This is a genomic window from Floridaenema fluviatile BLCC-F154 (assembly GCF_041929135.1).
Taxonomy (GTDB): domain Bacteria; phylum Cyanobacteriota; class Cyanobacteriia; order Cyanobacteriales; family Aerosakkonemataceae; genus Floridanema; species Floridanema fluviatile.
The window spans coordinates 93,166-112,001 of the sequence record NZ_JBHFNS010000019.1 but is presented as its reverse complement, the minus strand read 5'-3'; the positions used below and the strand labels follow the sequence as shown (position 1 = coordinate 112,001).

The 18,836-nt window shown below is 40.1% G+C and carries 17 protein-coding genes; 7 read left to right on the top strand and 10 right to left on the bottom strand.

Annotated features, from left to right (window positions below):
* Positions 1-3 precede the first annotated feature (3 nt).
* Positions 4-3,264: a diguanylate cyclase domain-containing protein gene (locus tag ACE1B6_RS04580; RefSeq protein ID WP_413256061.1), complete on the bottom strand. Its 3,261-nt coding sequence runs from the start codon at positions 3,262-3,264 to the stop codon at positions 4-6.
* 175 nt (positions 3,265-3,439) lie between these two features.
* On the opposite strand from ACE1B6_RS04580, the gene ACE1B6_RS04575 reads away from it, so the two are divergent.
* From ACE1B6_RS04575 to ACE1B6_RS04565, 3 genes are all read left to right on the top strand, one after another.
* The gene (locus ACE1B6_RS04575) at positions 3,440-3,712 is read left to right on the top strand and encodes a DUF4212 domain-containing protein (RefSeq protein WP_413256060.1); all 273 of its coding nucleotides are present in this window, start codon (positions 3,440-3,442) and stop codon (positions 3,710-3,712) included.
* Between the two features lie 134 nt (positions 3,713-3,846).
* Positions 3,847-5,535 carry a sodium:solute symporter family protein gene (locus ACE1B6_RS04570; protein ID WP_413256059.1) on the top strand — a complete coding sequence of 563 codons (1,689 nt, stop codon included), beginning with the start codon at positions 3,847-3,849 and terminating at the stop codon, positions 5,533-5,535.
* A gap of 430 nt (positions 5,536-5,965) precedes the next feature.
* Positions 5,966-6,361: a hypothetical protein gene (locus ACE1B6_RS04565; protein ID WP_413256058.1), complete on the top strand. Its 396-nt coding sequence runs from the start codon at positions 5,966-5,968 to the stop codon at positions 6,359-6,361.
* Positions 6,362-6,571: 210 nt separating this feature from the next.
* Here ACE1B6_RS04565 and ACE1B6_RS04560 read toward each other — a convergent pair whose 3' ends face one another.
* The 8 genes from ACE1B6_RS04560 to ACE1B6_RS04525 all read right to left on the bottom strand — a co-directional run bounded on the left by ACE1B6_RS04560 (position 6,572) and on the right by ACE1B6_RS04525 (position 13,761).
* On the bottom strand, positions 6,572-7,048 hold the full coding sequence (locus tag ACE1B6_RS04560; protein WP_413256057.1) for a DUF29 domain-containing protein: 477 nt from the start codon (positions 7,046-7,048) through the stop codon (positions 6,572-6,574).
* A 98-nt stretch (positions 7,049-7,146) separates the two neighbouring features.
* Entirely contained in the window at positions 7,147-7,698 is a 552-nt protein-coding gene (locus tag ACE1B6_RS04555) for a Uma2 family endonuclease (RefSeq protein ID WP_413256056.1), read from the bottom strand.
* A gap of 345 nt (positions 7,699-8,043) precedes the next feature.
* On the bottom strand, positions 8,044-9,456 hold the full coding sequence (locus tag ACE1B6_RS04550; protein WP_413256055.1) for an MBL fold metallo-hydrolase: 1,413 nt from the start codon (positions 9,454-9,456) through the stop codon (positions 8,044-8,046).
* A gap of 48 nt (positions 9,457-9,504) precedes the next feature.
* Positions 9,505-9,999 (bottom strand): hypothetical protein, encoded by a 495-nt coding sequence (locus ACE1B6_RS04545; protein WP_413256054.1) that lies wholly within the window; start codon positions 9,997-9,999, stop codon positions 9,505-9,507.
* Positions 10,000-10,145: 146 nt separating this feature from the next.
* Positions 10,146-10,553: a DUF4279 domain-containing protein gene (locus ACE1B6_RS04540; RefSeq protein WP_413256053.1), complete on the bottom strand. Its 408-nt coding sequence runs from the start codon at positions 10,551-10,553 to the stop codon at positions 10,146-10,148.
* Between the two features lie 24 nt (positions 10,554-10,577).
* Positions 10,578-10,817, bottom strand: coding sequence for a polymorphic toxin type 33 domain-containing protein (locus ACE1B6_RS04535; RefSeq protein ID WP_413256052.1), 240 nt, complete (start codon positions 10,815-10,817; stop codon positions 10,578-10,580).
* Positions 10,818-10,935: 118 nt separating this feature from the next.
* Positions 10,936-13,005 carry an SPFH domain-containing protein gene (locus tag ACE1B6_RS04530; RefSeq protein ID WP_413256051.1) on the bottom strand — a complete coding sequence of 690 codons (2,070 nt, stop codon included), beginning with the start codon at positions 13,003-13,005 and terminating at the stop codon, positions 10,936-10,938.
* Between the two features lie 12 nt (positions 13,006-13,017).
* Positions 13,018-13,761: a DUF1449 domain-containing protein gene (locus ACE1B6_RS04525; protein ID WP_413256050.1), complete on the bottom strand. Its 744-nt coding sequence runs from the start codon at positions 13,759-13,761 to the stop codon at positions 13,018-13,020.
* Between the two features lie 101 nt (positions 13,762-13,862).
* On the opposite strand from ACE1B6_RS04525, the gene ACE1B6_RS04520 reads away from it, so the two are divergent.
* The 4 genes from ACE1B6_RS04520 to ACE1B6_RS04505 all read left to right on the top strand — a co-directional run bounded on the left by ACE1B6_RS04520 (position 13,863) and on the right by ACE1B6_RS04505 (position 17,835).
* Positions 13,863-14,228 carry a VOC family protein gene (locus tag ACE1B6_RS04520; protein ID WP_413256049.1) on the top strand — a complete coding sequence of 122 codons (366 nt, stop codon included), beginning with the start codon at positions 13,863-13,865 and terminating at the stop codon, positions 14,226-14,228.
* 325 nt (positions 14,229-14,553) lie between these two features.
* The gene (locus ACE1B6_RS04515; protein WP_413256048.1) at positions 14,554-14,736 is read left to right on the top strand and encodes a hypothetical protein; all 183 of its coding nucleotides are present in this window, start codon (positions 14,554-14,556) and stop codon (positions 14,734-14,736) included.
* A gap of 91 nt (positions 14,737-14,827) precedes the next feature.
* A complete protein-coding gene (locus ACE1B6_RS04510; RefSeq protein WP_413256047.1) occupies positions 14,828-17,470 on the top strand; it encodes an endonuclease MutS2 in 2,643 nt (880 codons plus the stop codon).
* 89 nt (positions 17,471-17,559) lie between these two features.
* The gene (locus ACE1B6_RS04505; protein WP_413256046.1) at positions 17,560-17,835 is read left to right on the top strand and encodes a hypothetical protein; all 276 of its coding nucleotides are present in this window, start codon (positions 17,560-17,562) and stop codon (positions 17,833-17,835) included.
* A 13-nt stretch (positions 17,836-17,848) separates the two neighbouring features.
* Here the strand turns inward: ACE1B6_RS04505 and cmoB are convergent, their stop codons facing one another.
* Complete coding sequence (gene cmoB, locus ACE1B6_RS04500; RefSeq protein WP_413256045.1) at positions 17,849-18,832, bottom strand: tRNA 5-methoxyuridine(34)/uridine 5-oxyacetic acid(34) synthase CmoB; 984 nt, start codon at positions 18,830-18,832, stop codon at positions 17,849-17,851.
* Between the last annotated feature and the right edge of the window lie 4 nt (positions 18,833-18,836).

The window sequence follows — 18,836 nt, the reverse complement described above, 5'->3', positions numbered from 1 at the left end:
AAATTATGGGTCAGGAACATGGATAAAGAAACGATTACGCCCGTTTAATTTAGCTTGGTAAAGGGCGCGATCCGCTGCTTCAATTAAAGCTAAAGGAACTTTGGTTTCATCGGGAATTTTTGTTGCAATTCCTATACTAATAGTTACTGATTGTGCCACAGCAGAAGCAATATGAGGGAGATGCAATTCTTGGATGGTTTGATGGATTTTTTGAGCAACTTTTACGGCTCCTTTACTATCAGTATGAGGTAAGATAATGGCAAATTCTTCGCCACCATAACGGGCGACTAAATCGATCGCCCTTTTAACAGCTTTTTTCAAAGCTTGGGCGACAAGTTTTAAACAAATATCTCCGGCAGTGTGACCATAAGTATCATTATATTGTTTAAAATAATCAATGTCACAAAGCAGTAATGATAAAGGACGTTGTTCGCGAATTAAACGATTCCATTCTTCCGCAAGAGTCAGATCGAAACAACGACGATTAGCAACTTGAGTTAACTGATCGATTAATGCTAAATTTTCTAACTGTTTGTTGGCAATTTGTAATTGTTGATGCAGTTCTGATTGTTGAATTGCGATCGCTACTTGCATTGCTAATTGTTGCAGCAATTCACTTTCCCAAGGATGCCACTGTCGTGGGGAACTACAATGATGCGCTACTAACAAACCCCAAAGATTATCACCTTGTAAAATTGGGACAATCAGCTTGGCTCTTACTTGCAATTTTTCCAATAATTCTATATGACAAGGATCAAAATTTGCTTGGTAAATATCTGAAATTTCTCGAACTGTATTGTACTCATATAACTTTCCTTTTCTTTCAACGAAATAAGTATCTGTGATTTCCATATTGAGAATTTTTAGCCAACCTTCGGCAACTGATTCTTTAACTACTATGCCACTCCAATCAGGATTAAAACGATAAATAATTACTCGCTCAGTTTGGAGAAAATGTCGTACTTCATCAACTGTGGTATTTAAAATTTGCTCTAAATCTAAGGATTGACGAATGCGTTGGGCGATCGTATAAATCATCCTTTCCCTTTCTGCTTGTTGGGTTAAAGCTTCTTCTATTTGTTTGCGAATTGTGATATCAGTAAATGATGTAACTACAGCATAAGGTTGAGTTTTATTCGGGCAAAATAAAGGTTGAGAATTAATCGAAATCCAGCTAAGATTTCCATCAGGTTTGTGAACTCCCATGATAATATTAAATTGCGGTTTTCCCGTGCGTAAAGTGACTATTGCCGGATGAGTTTCTCCCGGAAAAGGTGAACCATCTTCGTGTATTGCTTGCCATCGGGGATCGATCGAACTTCGCCCCATCATTTGATCGGCAGTTAACCCTAAAATTCTTTCTGCACTTTCGTTACAAGCGGTAATTGTTCCATCAGCTTGCTGTAAAACAATGCCTTCTGCCATCGTTGCAATTAAAGAACGATAACGTTCCTCACTTTCGCGCAAAGCTTCTTCCATAAATTTGCGTTCAGTGATATCAGTATTCGTCCCAATCATTCGCAAAGGTTGACCATTTTCTCTGCGCTCAATAACTTTACCACGAGCCAAAATCCATTTATAAGTTCCGTTTTTACATTGCAATCGGTACTCTTTAATAAGCTGTTCAGTTTCTCCACGAAAATGTTTTTCAATTTCTTGATAAACTCCCTTTAGATCGTCAGGATGCACCAATTTTTCCCAATCATTTATATTAGTGCCGATTTCGGTTCCGCCAAATTCCAGCATTTCTTTCCATTGCTGAGATAAGATCAGTTCATTTGTCTGAAGATTCCAATCCCAAACGCCATCTCCGTTTCCTTCTAAGGCATATTGCCAGCGGGTTTCGCTTTCATGTAGTGCGGATAGCATTTCGATGTATTCGCTAATATTTTCAGCAAAAACAAAACAATATTCTTCATCATTAAACTTGATATAATTAGCACTTATTTCTACTGGAAAAATTTCACCATCTTTTCTTTGATGTCGAGTAATCAAGGTAATATTTTTGCGTTGTTTAAGCGATCGCCAAGCTTTTAACCATAACTTCTGAGAAAAATCTGGATCGAAGTCATAAACGGACATTGATTCTAACTCGGTACGCGAATAGCCGAGCGATCGACAAGCGGCTTGATTGACACGCAAAACCTTACCTTTTTTGTCAAACCAAGTAGCAGAAAGAGATAAAGATTCAAAAGAAATATCAGTTAAGCGGAGAGACTTTTCTAACTGTTTGCGATCGCTAATATCTTCAAAAATATATAACCTGCCAAAATAGCGATCGTAAATATCTCGAACTTGGCTAGAAAAGCGACGAATCGTTCGCCCATCGACAAACAAAATTTCATCCTCAATTGTGCAACGATTTTCTTCAATCTGCAACGGTTTACAACTTTCTACAAAAGCGGGTATATCTGCAATTAAACGCACGCAATCAGGAATAATACCATTATTTTTTATCTCACCTCGTTGCATTTTTTCTGCTAAATGTTCAATTCCCCAAATTTCACAAAAGCGGTGATTAAAATATAAAATCTCATCATTACGGTTATTAACAACGTAAAAACCAAACTCTGAACTATCAGTCATCGAACGCAAAAGTGCTTCTTGACCTCGCAGTTCTTCTTCAATAGCTTGATGTGCTTGTGAAAGAACTTGTTCTCTTTCCAAGAATTTATTCTGCTGTCGTAATTGCTGCTGCATTTCTAACTTTTGCAAGACAACTCCCATTTGTGAAGTAATCAATTGCAGAAATTTAATTTCCAAAGATTTCCACTGACGCGGACTGCTGCATTGATGAACAATTAGTAAACCCCAAAGATCGGGATCGATAGTAGAATTATCTTGCGGTTGTTGGTGCGTTACCCAAATTGGTACGACCAATTTCGCTTGGATTTGTAAACTGATTAATAAATTTTTGTAACATGGTTCTAGAGGTTGGGCATCAATATCTTCTAAAATACCGATTCTTCCTTGTTGATATTGCGCTACCCATTTAGCTTGGAAGCAAGAATCATAAATCAGTTGTCCCATAATGGGTTGCCATTCGGGACTGACAGATTCTTCGGCTACTACTCCATCTCCTTCCGAGAGGAAACGATAGATGACCACCCGATCGCATCCCAACACTTCCCGAACTTCCCGCACAGTGATGCTAAGAATCTCACTTAAGTCAAGCGCCTGATGAATTTGCAGGGTAAATTCTCTCATGCGATCGAGTATTTGTTCTAAAGCAACATCAACACCTGATAAATCTCTGGGAAGCATGGCAGAAAAAATGTTAATCTCTGTACTATTTAATACAATTTTTTAGAGAAAATCTCTATAATCCAAGATTACACATAAATTAATAGAGAACTTAAGACAGGGTTACAAATAATTCCGTGACCTTTGGGATGTAAACTTATTGCTACACAATTAAACTGCAACCTTGATAACAAAGATGAATCAAAACAACCAACGTGCTTATTGGCGAGCAAACACAGCCTTGATTCGTAATTTACTAATCATTTGGGCTGTGGTTTCCTTTGGATTGAGCATATTATTCGTACAACCTCTTAACAACTTCAGAATCGGTAGTGTTCCTCTAGGTTTTTGGATAGCACAACAAGGCTCAATTTACGTTTTTGTGGCCTTGATTTTTTACTACGCCTACCGCATGGAAAAACTCGATCGCAAGTATCTGAAAAAGAATAATGATTCGCAACAGGACTAGAGGCTAGGAACTCTTGAGAAAAGGGAACAAGGAAAGTTCTTTAACTCAAAATTCAAAACTTTCCCAGTACCCAGTACCCAGTCTCCAATCCCCAGTCCCCTACTACCAATTACTACAATCTTTGAGGTTTCATAATGTCAGCAGAAGTTTGGACGACTGTACTCGTCATCATTTCATTTATTGTCTACATCTATATAGGATGGCACTCGCGAGTTAAAGATACCAAAGGCTTTTTTGTAGCCGATCAAGGTGTGCCTTCTTTAGCGAATGGGGCGGCGACTGCGGCTGATTGGATGTCTGCTGCTTCGTTTATTTCAATGGCAGGGATTATTTCCTTTTTGGGTTACGATGGTTCGATTTTCTTGATGGGTTGGACAGGGGGATATGTGTTACTGGCGCTGTTGCTAGCACCTTATCTTCGTAAGTTTGGGAAATATACAGTGCCGGATTTTGTAGGCGATCGCTATTACTCAAATGTCGCTCGTTTAGTAGCAGTAATTGCGGCAATTTTCGTGTCTTTAACTTATGTTGCCGGACAAATGCGGGGAGTGGGAATTGTCTTTAGCCGCTTTCTGCAAGTAGATATTAATACCGGAGTAGTTATTGGCATGGTAATTGTTGCCTTTTTCGCCATTTTAGGTGGCATGAAAGGCATTACTTGGACACAAGTTGCCCAATATGCAGTATTAATTGTGGCTTATTTGATTCCGGCGATCGCAATTTCTATGTTGCTCACCGGAAATCCAATTCCACAACTTAGTTTCACCTTTAGCGATATTGTCGAAAGACTTAACACAATCCAAACTGATTTAGGTTTTCCCGCTTACACTCAACCTTTTGCTAATAAACCAATGATTGATGTGTTGTTCTTTACTATTGCTTTAATGGTAGGAACAGCTGGTTTACCACACATTATTGTTCGATTTTACACTGTTCCCGATGTAAAAGCGGCACGTTGGTCTGCTGGTTGGGCGTTGTTGTTCATTGCTATTCTTTATACTACTGCCCCAGCTTTAGCTTCCTTTGCTCGTTACAACTTAATTGATAGTTTGAACAACAAAACAGTTGAACAAGTGCAACAACTTGACTGGGCAAGAAAGTGGGAAAATACAGGATTGTTGAAGTTTGAAGACAAAAATGGTGATGGGCGTTTTCAATTAACACCCGACAAAAAAACTAATGAGATTATTATCGATCGCGATATCGTAGTTCTCTCAACTCCAGAAGTTGCTAAACTCGCCCCTTGGGTAATTGCGCTTGTCGCCGCAGGTGGATTAGCAGCAGCTTTATCAACAGCTTCGGGTTTGTTATTAGTAATTTCCAGTTCGATCGCCCATGATGTTTATTATCGAATGATCGATCCTGGTGCTTCCGAAGCAAAACGGCTATTTATTGGTCGAGTTATGGTGGGAATTGCGATCGTTATTGCTGGTTATTTTGGCATCAATCCGCCCGGTTTTGTCGCTGAAGTAGTTGCTCTCGCCTTCGGGTTAGCAGCAGCTAGCTTTTTCCCAATTATTGTGTTGGGTGTGTTTGATAAAAGGACTAATCGGGAAGGTGCGATCGCAGGCATGATTGTCGGTTTAGTTATCACCACTTTTTACATTTTCAGCGTCAAATTCGGCGGGATGCAACCTTGGTTTGGCATTTCCGCAGAAGGATTCGGCACAGTTGGCATGATTCTTAATTTCATCGTCACTTTAACCGTTTCTCGCTTCACTCCCCCACCCCCCGCCGAAGTGCAAGCACTAGTAGAAGACTTGCGAATTCCAGAACATGAACCCCCAGCATTACCAGACATTGGCGAGGACGAATTAGATTAGAATTTGGCGACTGGGGACTAGGGACTGGGATTTCTGATGTAGAGAGGTTATATGTAACGTCTCTACAAACTTTTGGGGTATTGACTGTTAAGCACAATCAGTAGGGTGCGTCAGAAGCTCAAACCCTGATTCTATCAGTCAAATTTAATGTCTGACGCACCCTACAATTCGATTCAAATGTGACTAATTAATTTACAGTGCAAGACTCGTCATTGCATACTTTCCCTGGAGTTTTTGTATGTTACGTAACAAATTGTTTCTATATCATCCATTATGCAATTAGTTCTGATACTGTATAAGAGTACACAAAAAACGGGAGGGAGTTGTGAGTCAAAGAGTTACCATAGCAGTTCCAGAGTCACTATTTGCCCGACTTAAACCCGTTAAACAACACTTCAATATTTCTGCCGTTTGCCAGGAGGCTCTAGAAATGGCTATTACAATCGAAGAACTCAAAATCCAAGTTGCTGAAGAAGATAATTTAGTCGAACGCCTTCAGTCAGAAAAGAAAGTTCTCCTCAACAAGGTTCGTCAAGAAGGATTTGAATTAGGAATTCGCTCCAGTTCCAAATTGTCCTACAAAGATTTTCGCCATTTTGAACGGGTGCAGTCTCTAGCGGTAGCCCTCGATGAAGATGTTCTCGACTACCTATTTTCTTACCTGGATCTGAAAAACTGTCCCGAACAAGCACGCCATCTCGATGCGGATTTTGCCTACTTACTACAAGTCGATCCCCCTTGCCGGATCACCTTTGCACAAGGATGGATTGATGGAGTGTTATCCGTTTGGCAAACCCTGAAGACTCAAGTAGAAAACCTTCAGTAGGTTAAGGGTAGGGGCGAAGCATTCGGGCGACAATTTTTGGCTCAAACCCTAAATTTTCTGTCCGAATGCTTCGCCCCTACAAAGGCAAAAAATACTTAACCGAGCAGTATTGAGAGACGTTGTATACAACGTCTCTACAAAAATTCCCAGTAACGCACCTTTAATTTCTGGAGATGTCTAAAAATATCGCCAAAACCAAAAAGGACAATATTAATCAAGTTCTTCTTTTTTGTTGTCAGACTGATTAGGAAACCAGTCTTCATTAAGTAGTTCGTCAAGGGTGTAAGGGCATTCTAAGGGGAATTGTACCTGATTTTTAGTTTTTGCTTTTACAGCCTTTAAAGCTTGGTTGTAGATATGTTCTAATTCTTGTTTTAGGTAATTACGAAGGTTCGTCGTCATCCTTTGGCTTAACTGAAATCGGAAAGCATAAATTTCTTCTTGCCAATGAGCCGAATTATTTTCATACTCACTTATCCAATATTGCAGTAATAGTAAATATTTTATTGTTTGATATAATAAACTAGCTACTGCATTTTTCTTTTCGCTACCCAAATCTTCTAATTCCTCGATTAAATTATCTAAATCTAAAGCATTAAACTGCTTATTTTTTAGCAGTTCTATGGTTGACTTTAACCACTCTAAATTATCAGTTTCATAAAGACTTTTTAAATCAATCACATTCATTTTGCCTTCCTTTCCTAATTTTTATATCTACTACATTATTCTATTTTATCCTAGTTGTCAGATGCGTTATGTTAACACTAACCACCCTGAAAATAGTGCTAATCGATCAATCTTTGTACGGAGATGAAGATATGGGGAAATGCGATCGCGCAAATTTCTCCAGATGTTAATGTTTCCTCAGAACGATAATCACCATCAACCGGATCGCGAAATACTTTAAGTTGTTTATTTTTTAAGTCTACTACCCAATATTCTTGAATTAATGCAGCGGCGTAAGTTTTACGTTTAGCTTCCAAGTCTTTAGCGAGAGTTGTCTGAGAAAATTCAATCAACCAAAAAATGTTTTCCGGGTAAGGATGGTGTTGTAGGTATTCTCGTCCGAGTGGTTGGACGATCGCAATATCCGGTTCAGGTTCAGAATTACTGGCGATAATTGTAATTGGTTTGCCTTGGCGAATTGTAACTCGATCGCCTAACAATGCCTTGAGATAATCACTGCCTTCTGTTGAGTAGTAAGCATGGGGTTCTCCTTCTGGTGGCATTTCAACAATTTCTCCATTCAATAATTCTACCTGACGACCTACTAATAATCCCACTTCAATCATCTGGTGATAGTCGTCTAATGTCCATTTAGCAATAGTGACTGTCATGGCATGAACTCCTAAACTAAATTCTCAGAAACTTGTGGAATAGAATATTTTTAATATAAACCACCCGGAAATTAATTTTCGGGTGGTTGACTGAAAAATTGAAAAATATTAATTAATATCGTACAAATGCTTGGGAAAGGGCGGGTTTTGATTTTAATCTTATGGTTGGGTATTCCAGGCTTTTGGCTAAACCCGCCCCTACTTTATTTGTAGTTGTAGGGTGCTCTACTACAATAAATTCGATACGCCTACGGCAGGCTACGCGATCGACAATATCAGCTTTGAGTTTCTGAGGCACCATAAAAATAATGGGATGGTGCGTTAATAACGCACCCTACAAATAGATTAACTGACTCCAACCATTTGTTTAGGTTTTTCTACTGGAAGTTGAGCACCTTTCCAAGCAGTCCAAGAACCGGGAATATTAATCACATTTTCAAAGCCATGTTTTTGCAGCAAACTAGCAGCAATGGAAGCACGATAACCTGTACCGCAATAAGTTGCAATGGTTTTAGAACGATCCAATTCATCCAAATTTTCGGCTAAATGTGCGACGAAAATATGTTTAGCACCGGGAACAAAACCACTGTTAAATTCGCTGTCAGTCCGCACATCTAAAATGGTTAAATCTGGATCATCTTTGTGCTGATTCAATTCATGCACAGTCCATTCGCCAGTGCGTTGTAAAGGTAAACCTGCATTCTGCCAACTAGTCATTCCGCTGTGTAAATAACCTGCTAAATTGTCATAGCCAATGCGGAAAAGTTGTTCTGTGACTAGCTTGATATCTCGATCGCTTTCCACCACCAATAACAGCTTTTTCTCAGGCGGAATCATCCAACCAACCCAGTTAGGAAATGCGGGAAGCAAAGCGATATTAATTGCACCGGGAATATGTCCCCCACCAAAGGCGAGAATTGAGCGAGTGTCAATGACTAAACTATTTTCATCCTGCATTATTTCCCGGAATTCTTGGGGGGAAAGTGGCGCTAAAGTTGGTACACAACCTTTAATTGTTGCACCTTTGGCATTGACTTTTTTTAAGCGTGGGTAATGTGTCGGTGGTTCTGGCATATTGCTTAAAATCCACTCGACAAATTGTTGTTCGCTGCGTTCTTTTAAGGCGGGATTAAAGATTTTTTCATTACCAATTGTGCTTTGTCTGCGATCGCCAATTGATTTCCCACAAGAAGAACCCGCACCATGACAGGGGTAAACTTCGATGCGATCGCCCAAAGGCACTAACTTATCAAACAATGAATGATAAAGTTGTGTTGCTAATTCTTTTTCCGTTCCCGTTCCTAATAAATCTGGACGACCAACATCCAAATTAAACAAAGTATCTCCGGTAAAAATCCCAAAAGGTTTCTCCCCTTGTTTCGCATCAAAAATCAGCAAACAAATATGTTCGGGAGTATGTCCGGGAGTCTGCAAAGCACGCAAAGTTACACTACCTAAATGTACCTCATCTCCCTCTTGCATTTGCTGTAAATCAAACTGGTAATCATCAGTTTTTCCGCCGTAAATGGTAGCATTAGTTCTGGCTTTTAATTCATGAGAACCAGAAACAAAATCAGCATGAATGTGAGTTTCTAAAATGTGAGTAATTCGCACTCCTCGATCTCGCGCAATTTGCAAATAAACATCCACATCACGGCGCGGATCGATCGCAGCAGCTACCCCAGCTTTATCATCACCAATTAAATAGGAAAGATGTGCTAATCCTTCCACATTGATTTGTTCAAATACTAAAGCCATAAGCTAATCTCCAAAATCAGACAATTGACAAAAATGCTTTATCTTTATTTAGTTTTGTACTCCCACAACTTTTAAAGCTGCGTTTGCACGAGTACCAGCATCAGCTTCCGAAGCTTTTGGTAAGTTAGCAAAATCTCCGCGCAAGACTTTTAAAGCGAATTTTTCTTTGTCAATTTCGCTGCGAGTACGCACACCTAAGCGACGAATTACAAATATTGGTGGACACCAACCTTGTACGGCGTGTTGAAATAGAAATGGTAGGACAATTCCAGTTAACCAAAACCAATTGTGATTTACAAAAATACCCAACATTAAGCCAGTAAAAGCCAGTACTGATGCGTTGGCTTCTAATATGCGTTCAGTGTCCCATTCTCTGTCTAATTCGGCTATTTTTTGGGTAATATTTGCTTCAGGTTGGTTGGCGTATTGTTGAATGTTTGTGGCGATCGCTCGATCGATATTCTGATTAACCTCAGCTGAGGTACTTCTTCTGACGCGATCGCCATTATTTGTCTCTGCATTCATATTATTGTCAACAGTCATTTTCCCTAATTTCTGTCTAGTTCTATACTTATATGATGAAAAATAATCAAAAAAATACTTCTATCGCAGGTAAACGATCGCATCTATCTGCTGATAGACTAATTTCTTTCTAGAGGCTGATGTAATCTAGGTTTGTAGTAATGACTTTAGTCGTTTCTTTCCAGCACGTAAAAATCCACATCAATTTCTGCATTCAGTTCGGCAACTTGCTGCATAATATGTTTATCAAAATGAATAGCTGGAACACTACCACTCCAATAATAAATTACACCAGCAATTTCGGCATAATACTGAGAAGATAGTTCAACCAAAGGTAGCCAACCTGCTTGCAATTGTTCGAGAACTGATTTAATGTGATCTTCTAATTCAGCCGATTTATCCAGTTTAGAATTCAGCCTCCAACCATTGTGTTTTTTGCGAATAGTACCTCTAGGCGTAATCAAGTCACCAACTCTCCAAGTTTGATCGGGAATTATGCCAACTTTGGCAGTAATTTCTTCCGGTTCAAAATCAAACTTAGTTAAGGCGAAATAAGCGTAAATTTCAGATTCCATGCTAATAATCCTTTATTAAAATTATTAAAAATCATTAATATTAAGTCCTGTATTCTCACCTGGAGCTTGACCCCTTTTAGGTTTAACGTATATGTTTCCATCTCTGTCTTTATAAAGGTCTTTCTTAGAAGCACTTTCTTCATTTTTCAGAGCATGGATATCTATCCCTTCTCTTTGGAGTTTAGCAACTTCACCAGAAGTAAGTAGCTTGTCTTGTCTCCAGTTTCGCTCATGTTCGCCTCCCTCTGATTCTATTTCTGCCATGCACTCTCCAATGTAGATTTTAGCCATTTTAAACCGGAAGCGATCGCACTCTCCCCAAAAAAAAGCGATTCCCGTTATTACTACGCGAATCGCTTATAATCAGTTAAACAGGCAAAAGCTATGCCTCATTCTTATCAGTTTCTAAACCTTCAGTTGGTTGATTTACTGGAGTGGGATTTGCCACTAATACGGTTTTTTTAGTTGTTGGTGTTTCGGGAGTTTGTCGTTTAGCAGTTGTTTGATTTTGTTGGTTTTTTGGTGGTACTGGAGGGAAAGAACTTGCCACTGATTCAATTGTTGAATGATTACCATTATCACGCATTAACTGATTGATTTGTCCCAGTAAAGCGCCTAATTTTCCTTCATCCAACAAAGTGTTAATCAAGGATAAACCACTAGTCGATAACAGCAGTTTATTCACATCGCCAGCACCGTTACCATTATTGCCATTTGCGCCAGGGAAAGAGTAGATTCTGGCATCGCCTAAAACGCCTGGTTGTGGTGCTAAAGCTTGTAAAACTTCCGGCAGTTTTTCGGATAGTTCGGGCCAAATTGTAGTAATAATTTTTGCAGTTAAGTTGGCATTACTAATCGTATTTTCAGCGGAAATTTTAGCTGCAACACCTTCGGCTTCGGCGACGAGTTTATCGCGGTTTGCTTGTGCTAAAGTACGGATTGATTCTGCTTCTAATAGAGCCGCTTGTTGGGCGATTTCTGCTTGGCGTTTGCGACGGAAAACGTCGATTTCAACTACGTTTTGATCGGAGATGCGGCGTTCTTGTGCTTCTCTTTCGGCGGCGATAATTGAAAGTTGTTTTTCCCGTTCGGCTTTTTCAACGGCGCTTGCTGTGATGACAGATGATTCTGCTTTTGCTTTTTGTGCTTCTGCAAGGAAACTTTCGCGTTTTTTGTTGGAAACTGCGATCGCCACATCTTCCTGTGCTAACTTCGCTAATCTTTCCGACTCTGCTATTTGTACTTGTGCTTGTAGTTTAGCAGCTTCGACATTTTGTTGCCGCTGAATTTCCGCCAATTCTGCTTCCCGCTTTTGCAATGCTTGAGCAACTTTTAGTTGTTTACTGCGTTCTTCTAAAGCAATATCAGCATCAATTTGGTTTTGTTGTACAGATAGTTTCTTGCCAATTTCTTCTTCTTCAACTGACTTATTTTGTAATATCTTCGTCCGCTGAATTGTAGCAGCTTCTCGCGCTTTTGCTTCTTCAATTTCCCTTTCTCTTTGCGCCTTCATTGCCTCAACTTCTAAATGTTGCGCCAACTTAGCCGCTTCTTTTTCTTGAGCAATTTGCAAAGAGCGTTTTTGGGCATCTAATTCTTTTTGTTCAATTACAACTTGGGTAGTTAATTCCACTTCCCGCTTTTGTTGAATTGACTTTTGAATTGTTTCGGTTCGCAGTTTCACACCTTGAGCATCAAAGAAGTTATTGGTGTCGTAAGTATCGCCTTCTTCAATTTCGGAAATGGCAATATTATTCAAGGTTAAACCGACTTTTTTCAAGTCTGGTTCTACCAAGTTTAACACTTCTTGAGCGAAACCTAATTTATCAGAATCAATCTCTGCTAAATCTTTGGTTTTTGCTGCCGCCCTAATTGCGTCATCTGCCCGTTTTTCCAAGGCGTTTTTAATAATATCTGGCGTAATTTTGCCTTGATTAGAAAGTCGAGCAGCTGCCATTAACACATCTTCTTCGATTTCGTTGATGCAGACATAAAAGGTTACTCTCATATCTGCACGTAAATAATCTTTGGTGCGAACGGCTAATTTTCCGGTGCGTTCTACATCAATGGAAATTTCTCGTAAAGGTACGCGAGTTAATTCGTGAAAACCGGGTAAAACAATGCAACCGCCATTGAGAATTACCTTTTTCTTTTTAATGAAAACGCCGCCAGTTCTGACAAAAGCTTCGTTGTTCGGCGTAATTACATAAACTCGCGTGTAAGCCCAAATTCCTAAGATGAGTAACAGAACTAAAGCAGCAGTAATTCCGGCGAAAAAGGTTACTCCGCCACCTAAATCTACTTGCGCTAATGTGGGTTGAATTGAAGTTTGTTGCGCGATTAAAGTAGATTTTGAGTTGTGCGAATTTACTTCTGTGGGTAAAGATGCTGGTGCTGTTTCCGTAGCAGCAGCAAGAGGTAAAGATTGAATGAATGTTAACCAAAAAAGCATGATTTTTTCACCCTAACGGGGACTTTTCAATTTGCTGGAATTTTCTAACCAAAGTTCTTCATCGGAGCTATCTTTGGCAATTACTAGGTAACTTTTGGGTTGGCGATCGATCACCAAAACCTTTTGATTTCGGCAAGGAACAACTTTCGCCCATTCTGGCAAATTTGCAGTAACAGTGACAAGGTTACGGGCAGTATCTAAAACATCAACTTGACCAATTTTGCCTTCAGTTTCGAGGGGAATTTTGGCAGAAGAAACTGTACCAATGCAACCAATTAAGCGATCGCCACTAGCATCTTCTCCAAAACTAGCAAAAATTTTCCCCATTGGTCGGGCAATTAAACTACCTAAAAACAAACTCATCACTAACGCTAAAGTCGCTACAATCCCCGCCCAAAAACCTTGAGGAAAACTTCCCCAAACTCCGGCGAATGTAACATTAAGTATCCAACCAATTAATCCCAAAAGACTAAAATCTGTAGCCAACAACAACAGTAATGGCGCTTTGCCAAAACCTAACCATCCCAGTATTTGTAAAGCATTAAATTCACCATCACTATCGCTGTCTGTGTCTAAATGCAAACCTCCATCTCCGACATCTACATTTACATCTACATCAACATCAAGATCGATTTCGGCATCTGCATCTAGTTCGATATCATCATCGCCCCCACCAGAAACAATTACTAGTAGGAATAGCAACACACCCATTCCTAAAAAAATCCAATAAGGTAGATTGGCGAGATTAAACAGCATAGTACACAAACATCTATCTGGAGAAATAAAAGGTTGAAAACCTATTCCAAAGTAACTGCTATACAATAAAAAGTAGGGAGAAACGTTAAGATTTTTAATCTATGAAGTTGAAACGACTGGGGCACGTTGCTATCCGTGTTCAAGATGTTAGCCGAGCAGCTGAGTTTTACCAAAACTTAGGCATGGAATTAGTTTGGCAAGATGCAGACTGGGCTTACTTAAAAGCTGGGAATGATGGTTTGGCGCTGTTGAGTCCAGGTTACGATCAAGCAGGAGCACATTTTGGCTTTGTTTTCAGCGAGCGTCAGGAAATGGAAACTGCTTACGAACAACTCAAAGCGCAAGATATTCATTTAACCAAAGTTCACGAACATCGCGATGGTACGGCTTCTTTTTACGGTCGCGATCCTGATGGTAACTGGTTTGAGTATCTTTATGAGCCTGTACCAGTTGCTACACCTAGTTAGTTCGGAGCAGGAGAGCAGGGGAGAGGAGAATTCAAAACTGTGTAAGGGCGGGTTTTGTTGTTAAGTATTCTGCTTTGCCCAGACAATTGTCTGCTAAACCCGCCCCTACAAATGAAATTGTCCCAGTCCCGTAGGACAGGCATCTTGCCTGTCACCCTTATTCCCCCATCTTGCCTGTCACCCTTATTCCCCAAAATTTTCGTTATCCTACTTTTGAGAGGGATGATAGCCAGTCAGGTTAAGCAGATTGACAGAGGTTTCACTACCTCGATCGACCTTAGTTTGTAACCATAACTTTACAAACTCTCAGGCAATAGGATTCAATATGGTTAGCTTGACTGGCAATTACTTGGCTCCACTTAGACCTTTTTATGAACGAGATGAGGAAGTTTTACAGGAAATGTTTGCCGATTTGGATGCGGAAGAACTGAAGCATATCGAAAATTATCCTTTAATTTCAGAAAGTTTCATCTGGGAATTGTGGGAAGAAGTTAGCCTAGATTGTTAGATGTTCTTCTGTGTTTAATTCCCTGAATCCCTGTCGAAACTTCGCAATTGTCAAATTAATTTACACCTATTGAAATTAAAAATTTTAAGCCTTGATTCAAAACGAAACTTTAGACCTACTGGAATGGCCCCGCTTGTGCCATCATTTATCTACCTTCGCTGCTACTAAGTTAGGAGCGATCGCATCCCGTCACCTACAAATCCCTCAAACTCAAGATGAAAGTTTAGCACTTTTAGCCCAAACTAAGGAAGTTTACGAATTAGAAAATCGCTTAGTTTCTGGGTTAAGTTTTGATGGCATTACTGACATTGGTGATGCTTTAGAAAGAGCAGAATTGCAGGGGATTTTGTCTGGTGAAGAGTTGTTGAATATTGCTACAACTCTCGCCGGAACTAGACAACTGCGCCGAGTAATTGATAATCAAGAAGATTTGCCTGTTTTAAATGAATTAGTCGCAGATTTACGCACTTATCCAGAGTTAGAACAGGAAATTCATCGCTGTATTGACGATCGCGGTGATGTTGCCGATCGCGCCAGTCAAAAACTCGCCGGAATTCGCCATCAAATGCGCCAACAGCGAGACAGGATTTATCAGATTTTACAGGGAATAATTCAACGGCAATATAATGCGGTTCAAGAACAAGTAATTACCCAAAGAGGCGATCGCTTTGTGATTCCGGTAAAAGCAACTAGTAAAGATGCAATTCCGGGAATTGTTCATGATACTTCGATGAGTGGCGCGACTCTTTATGTTGAGCCAAATTCGATCGTATCTTTGGGAAACCAAATGCGGCAATTAATGCGTCAAGAACAAAACGAAGCGGAAGCAATTCGCAGAGCTTTAACCGAACAAGTCGCAGAAGTTAAACCAGATTTAGAGCGATTATTGGCGATCGCCACAACCTTAGATTTGGCAACTGCGAGAGCTAGATATAGTTTATGGTTAGAAGCAAATCCACCGCGATTTATTGAACCACAAAAAGAAACTATTACCTTGCGACAATTGCGCCATCCGCTATTAGTTTGGCAACAAAAACATGAACAAGGATCGACAGTAATTCCCGTTGACTTATTAGTTCAACCTCAAATCAGAGTTGTCACAATTACCGGGCCAAATACCGGGGGAAAAACTGTTACTTTAAAAACCTTGGCTTTAGCAGCTTTAATGGCAAAAGTCGGCTTATTTATCCCCGCACGCGAACCCGTAGAAATTCCCTGGTTCGACCAAATTTTAGCCGATATTGGTGACGAACAATCGCTGCAACAAAGTCTCTCTACTTTCTCCGGTCACATCCGTAGAATTAGTCGAATTTTAGCAGCAATTTCAGGGGAACAGGAAAACTCTGTAGGGGCGGGTTTAGCAGACAACCCCGATCGCCCAAAAGAGGATTTTTGGGCAAAACCCGCCCCGACAAACTCTGTAAGGGCGGGTTTTGCTGATGTAAGGGCGGGTTTTGTTGATGTAAGGGCGGGTTTTGTTGTTAACTCTTCTGCTGCGGACACAGAGTTATCTGCTAAACCCGCCCCTACAACTCAAAATTCTCCTAGTCCCCAGTCCCCAGTCCCCAATCCCCAGTCCCTAGTATTACTCGATGAAGTCGGCGCAGGAACCGATCCAGCGGAGGGAAGTGCTTTGGCGATCGCACTTTTACAACATCTCGCCAACACCACTTTATTAACAATGGCGACGACGCACTTTGGCGAATTAAAAGCACTTAAATATGAGGATGAAAGATTTGAAAATGCCTCAGTAGAATTTAATGATGTTACCCTTTCGCCAACCTATCGATTATTGTGGGGAATTCCCGGACGTTCTAATGCTTTAACTATTGCGAAAAGATTAGGATTGAATGCCGAAATTGTGGAACAAGCACAAAGTTATGTTGGTGGTGCATCGGAAGATGTTAACCAAGTAATTGCAGGTTTGGAAGCACAAAGAAAACGCCAAGAAACTAAAGCGGAAGAAGCAGCAGAACTGTTAAAACAAGCGGAAAAATTACATCAAGAAGTAGCGAGAAAAGCGGCAAATTTACAAGAAAGAGAACAGCAATTAAAGTTACAACAAGAACAAGCTGTACAAGCTGCGATCGCGCAAGCAAAAGGCGAAATTGCTCAAGTAATTCGCCGTTTACAACAGGGAAATGCGACAGCACAAGATGCTCAAGCTGCGACAGCTGCAATTAATCAAATTAAAGAGAAACATTTACCACCACCAGCAAAACCAAAACCGGGATTTAAACCGGAAGTTGGCGATCGCATTCGCATTCCCAAACTGAATCAAACAGCGGAAGTTTTAACTGCTGCTGATGAAAACGGTAACTTAAGCGTGCGATTTGGCATTATGAAAATGACCGTTTCTTTAGCAGATGTGGAATCTTTAAGTGGGGAAAAAGCCGAACTTCCAATTAAACAAAAACCCGCTGAAAAAGAAACACCTCGCACTTCGCCAAACAAAGGCGGAACTCAAGCACTACCACCTGCACCCGCTATTCGTACCTCGCAAAATACTGTTGATATTCGCGGTTATCGAGTCGCAGATGCAGAAAGCGAATTAGAACGGGGAATTAATGCGGCGACTAATGCTGGCGTGTTGTGGATCGTGCATGGTAAAGGTACGGGAAAATTGCGCCAAGGTGTGCATGAATTTTTGCAAGAACACCCACAAGTTGAGCGTTTCGAGTTAGCTGATTCTAAAGAAGGTGGTGCAGGAGTGACGATCGCTTACCTGCGTTAAAGAATTTAGATCCCCGACTTCTTGAAGAAGTCGGGGATCTGAGTTTTAATAACTTAACAACGTACCGCAGGTTAAGAATTAATTAATCAATGAATTTTGAGGAAGTTCTTGAAACCATAGAAAGGGTGTTACTATCCCGAAAACTAACTCCCATTGAGCGATTCATTTTGCATCAGTCATGGTTAGGTAAAGCTTATACGCAAATGGCAGAGGAGTCTTCTTATTGTAGTGCTTATATTAAAAGTATTGGCTCTCAATTGTGGCAAGATCTCTCCCAAGCATTAGGGGAAAAAGTCACCAAAAAAAATTTGCATTTGATTTGGAATGACTATCAGCAAAAGCAGCAAAAGTTAAGAGGAAGCTAATACATTTATCAAATTAATCTTTCCTCGCAATCAGATAATAACGCCAAGGTGCAGGATAACCTTCAATCGTTAAAGATGAATCATCAGAGTTGAGAAATTCCTGTAAACTATCAATATCTGCCCAAACAGTGCGACGCTGTTCTTCAACTGATAAAGGTGCAGCAAAAAAACAGTTAATCTGCGTAAAACCTGCACGCGCCAACCAATTTTCTAAACAACTTTGCGTAGGCAAAAACCAAATCCCTCTCGCCTGTGCGTAACGCTTTCGAGGAGTTAGGGAAACTGGTAATTCTCCGGGTATTCCTTGACAGTCTATAATGATTTCTCCCTTGGGTGATAAGGCTTGTTTCATTTTTGTTAAAAGCCCGATCGGATCGGGATGATGATATAAAATTCCCAAACAAAAGATAGTATCAAAAAAGTTAGGATAAAAATCAATATGTTCCACACCAAGTAACTCAAAAAATAGGTTTTCTTGCCGAACAATATTCTGGATTAATTGAAAGTTCCAAAAGTGTTTAGCTACAGGTTCAAACCCAATCACACAATCAGGTTTTTGTTCTGCCATGCGAAACATAAAATAACCATTATGGCAACCAATATCCGCGACTTTGCGATTTTCTAAAAATTGAATATAAGGTAAAATTCGCTCCCATTTCCAATCAGAGCGCCATTCAGCATCTATATTAATGCCAAATAGTTCAAAAGGGCCTTTTTTCCAAGGACAAAAAGCTTTAAGAGATTGCCAAAAACTTTGTTGTTGTTCTGGGGAAAGTTCCTCTTTTCGCCCAATTTTCACCACTGAATCGGAAAAGTCAAACCAATTACTTTTGATATCTTGAACAGCTTGCACTGCTTCTTGATACTGCCGATTTTGTGGGGTGAATAATTTAGCTTGGCGTTCCTGACGTAGGGTTAAAATTGCTTCTTTTTGTAGATGGGTGGAATAGCGATCGCAATAATCAGGCGCAAGATAACCAATCAACTCATCAAACATGAAA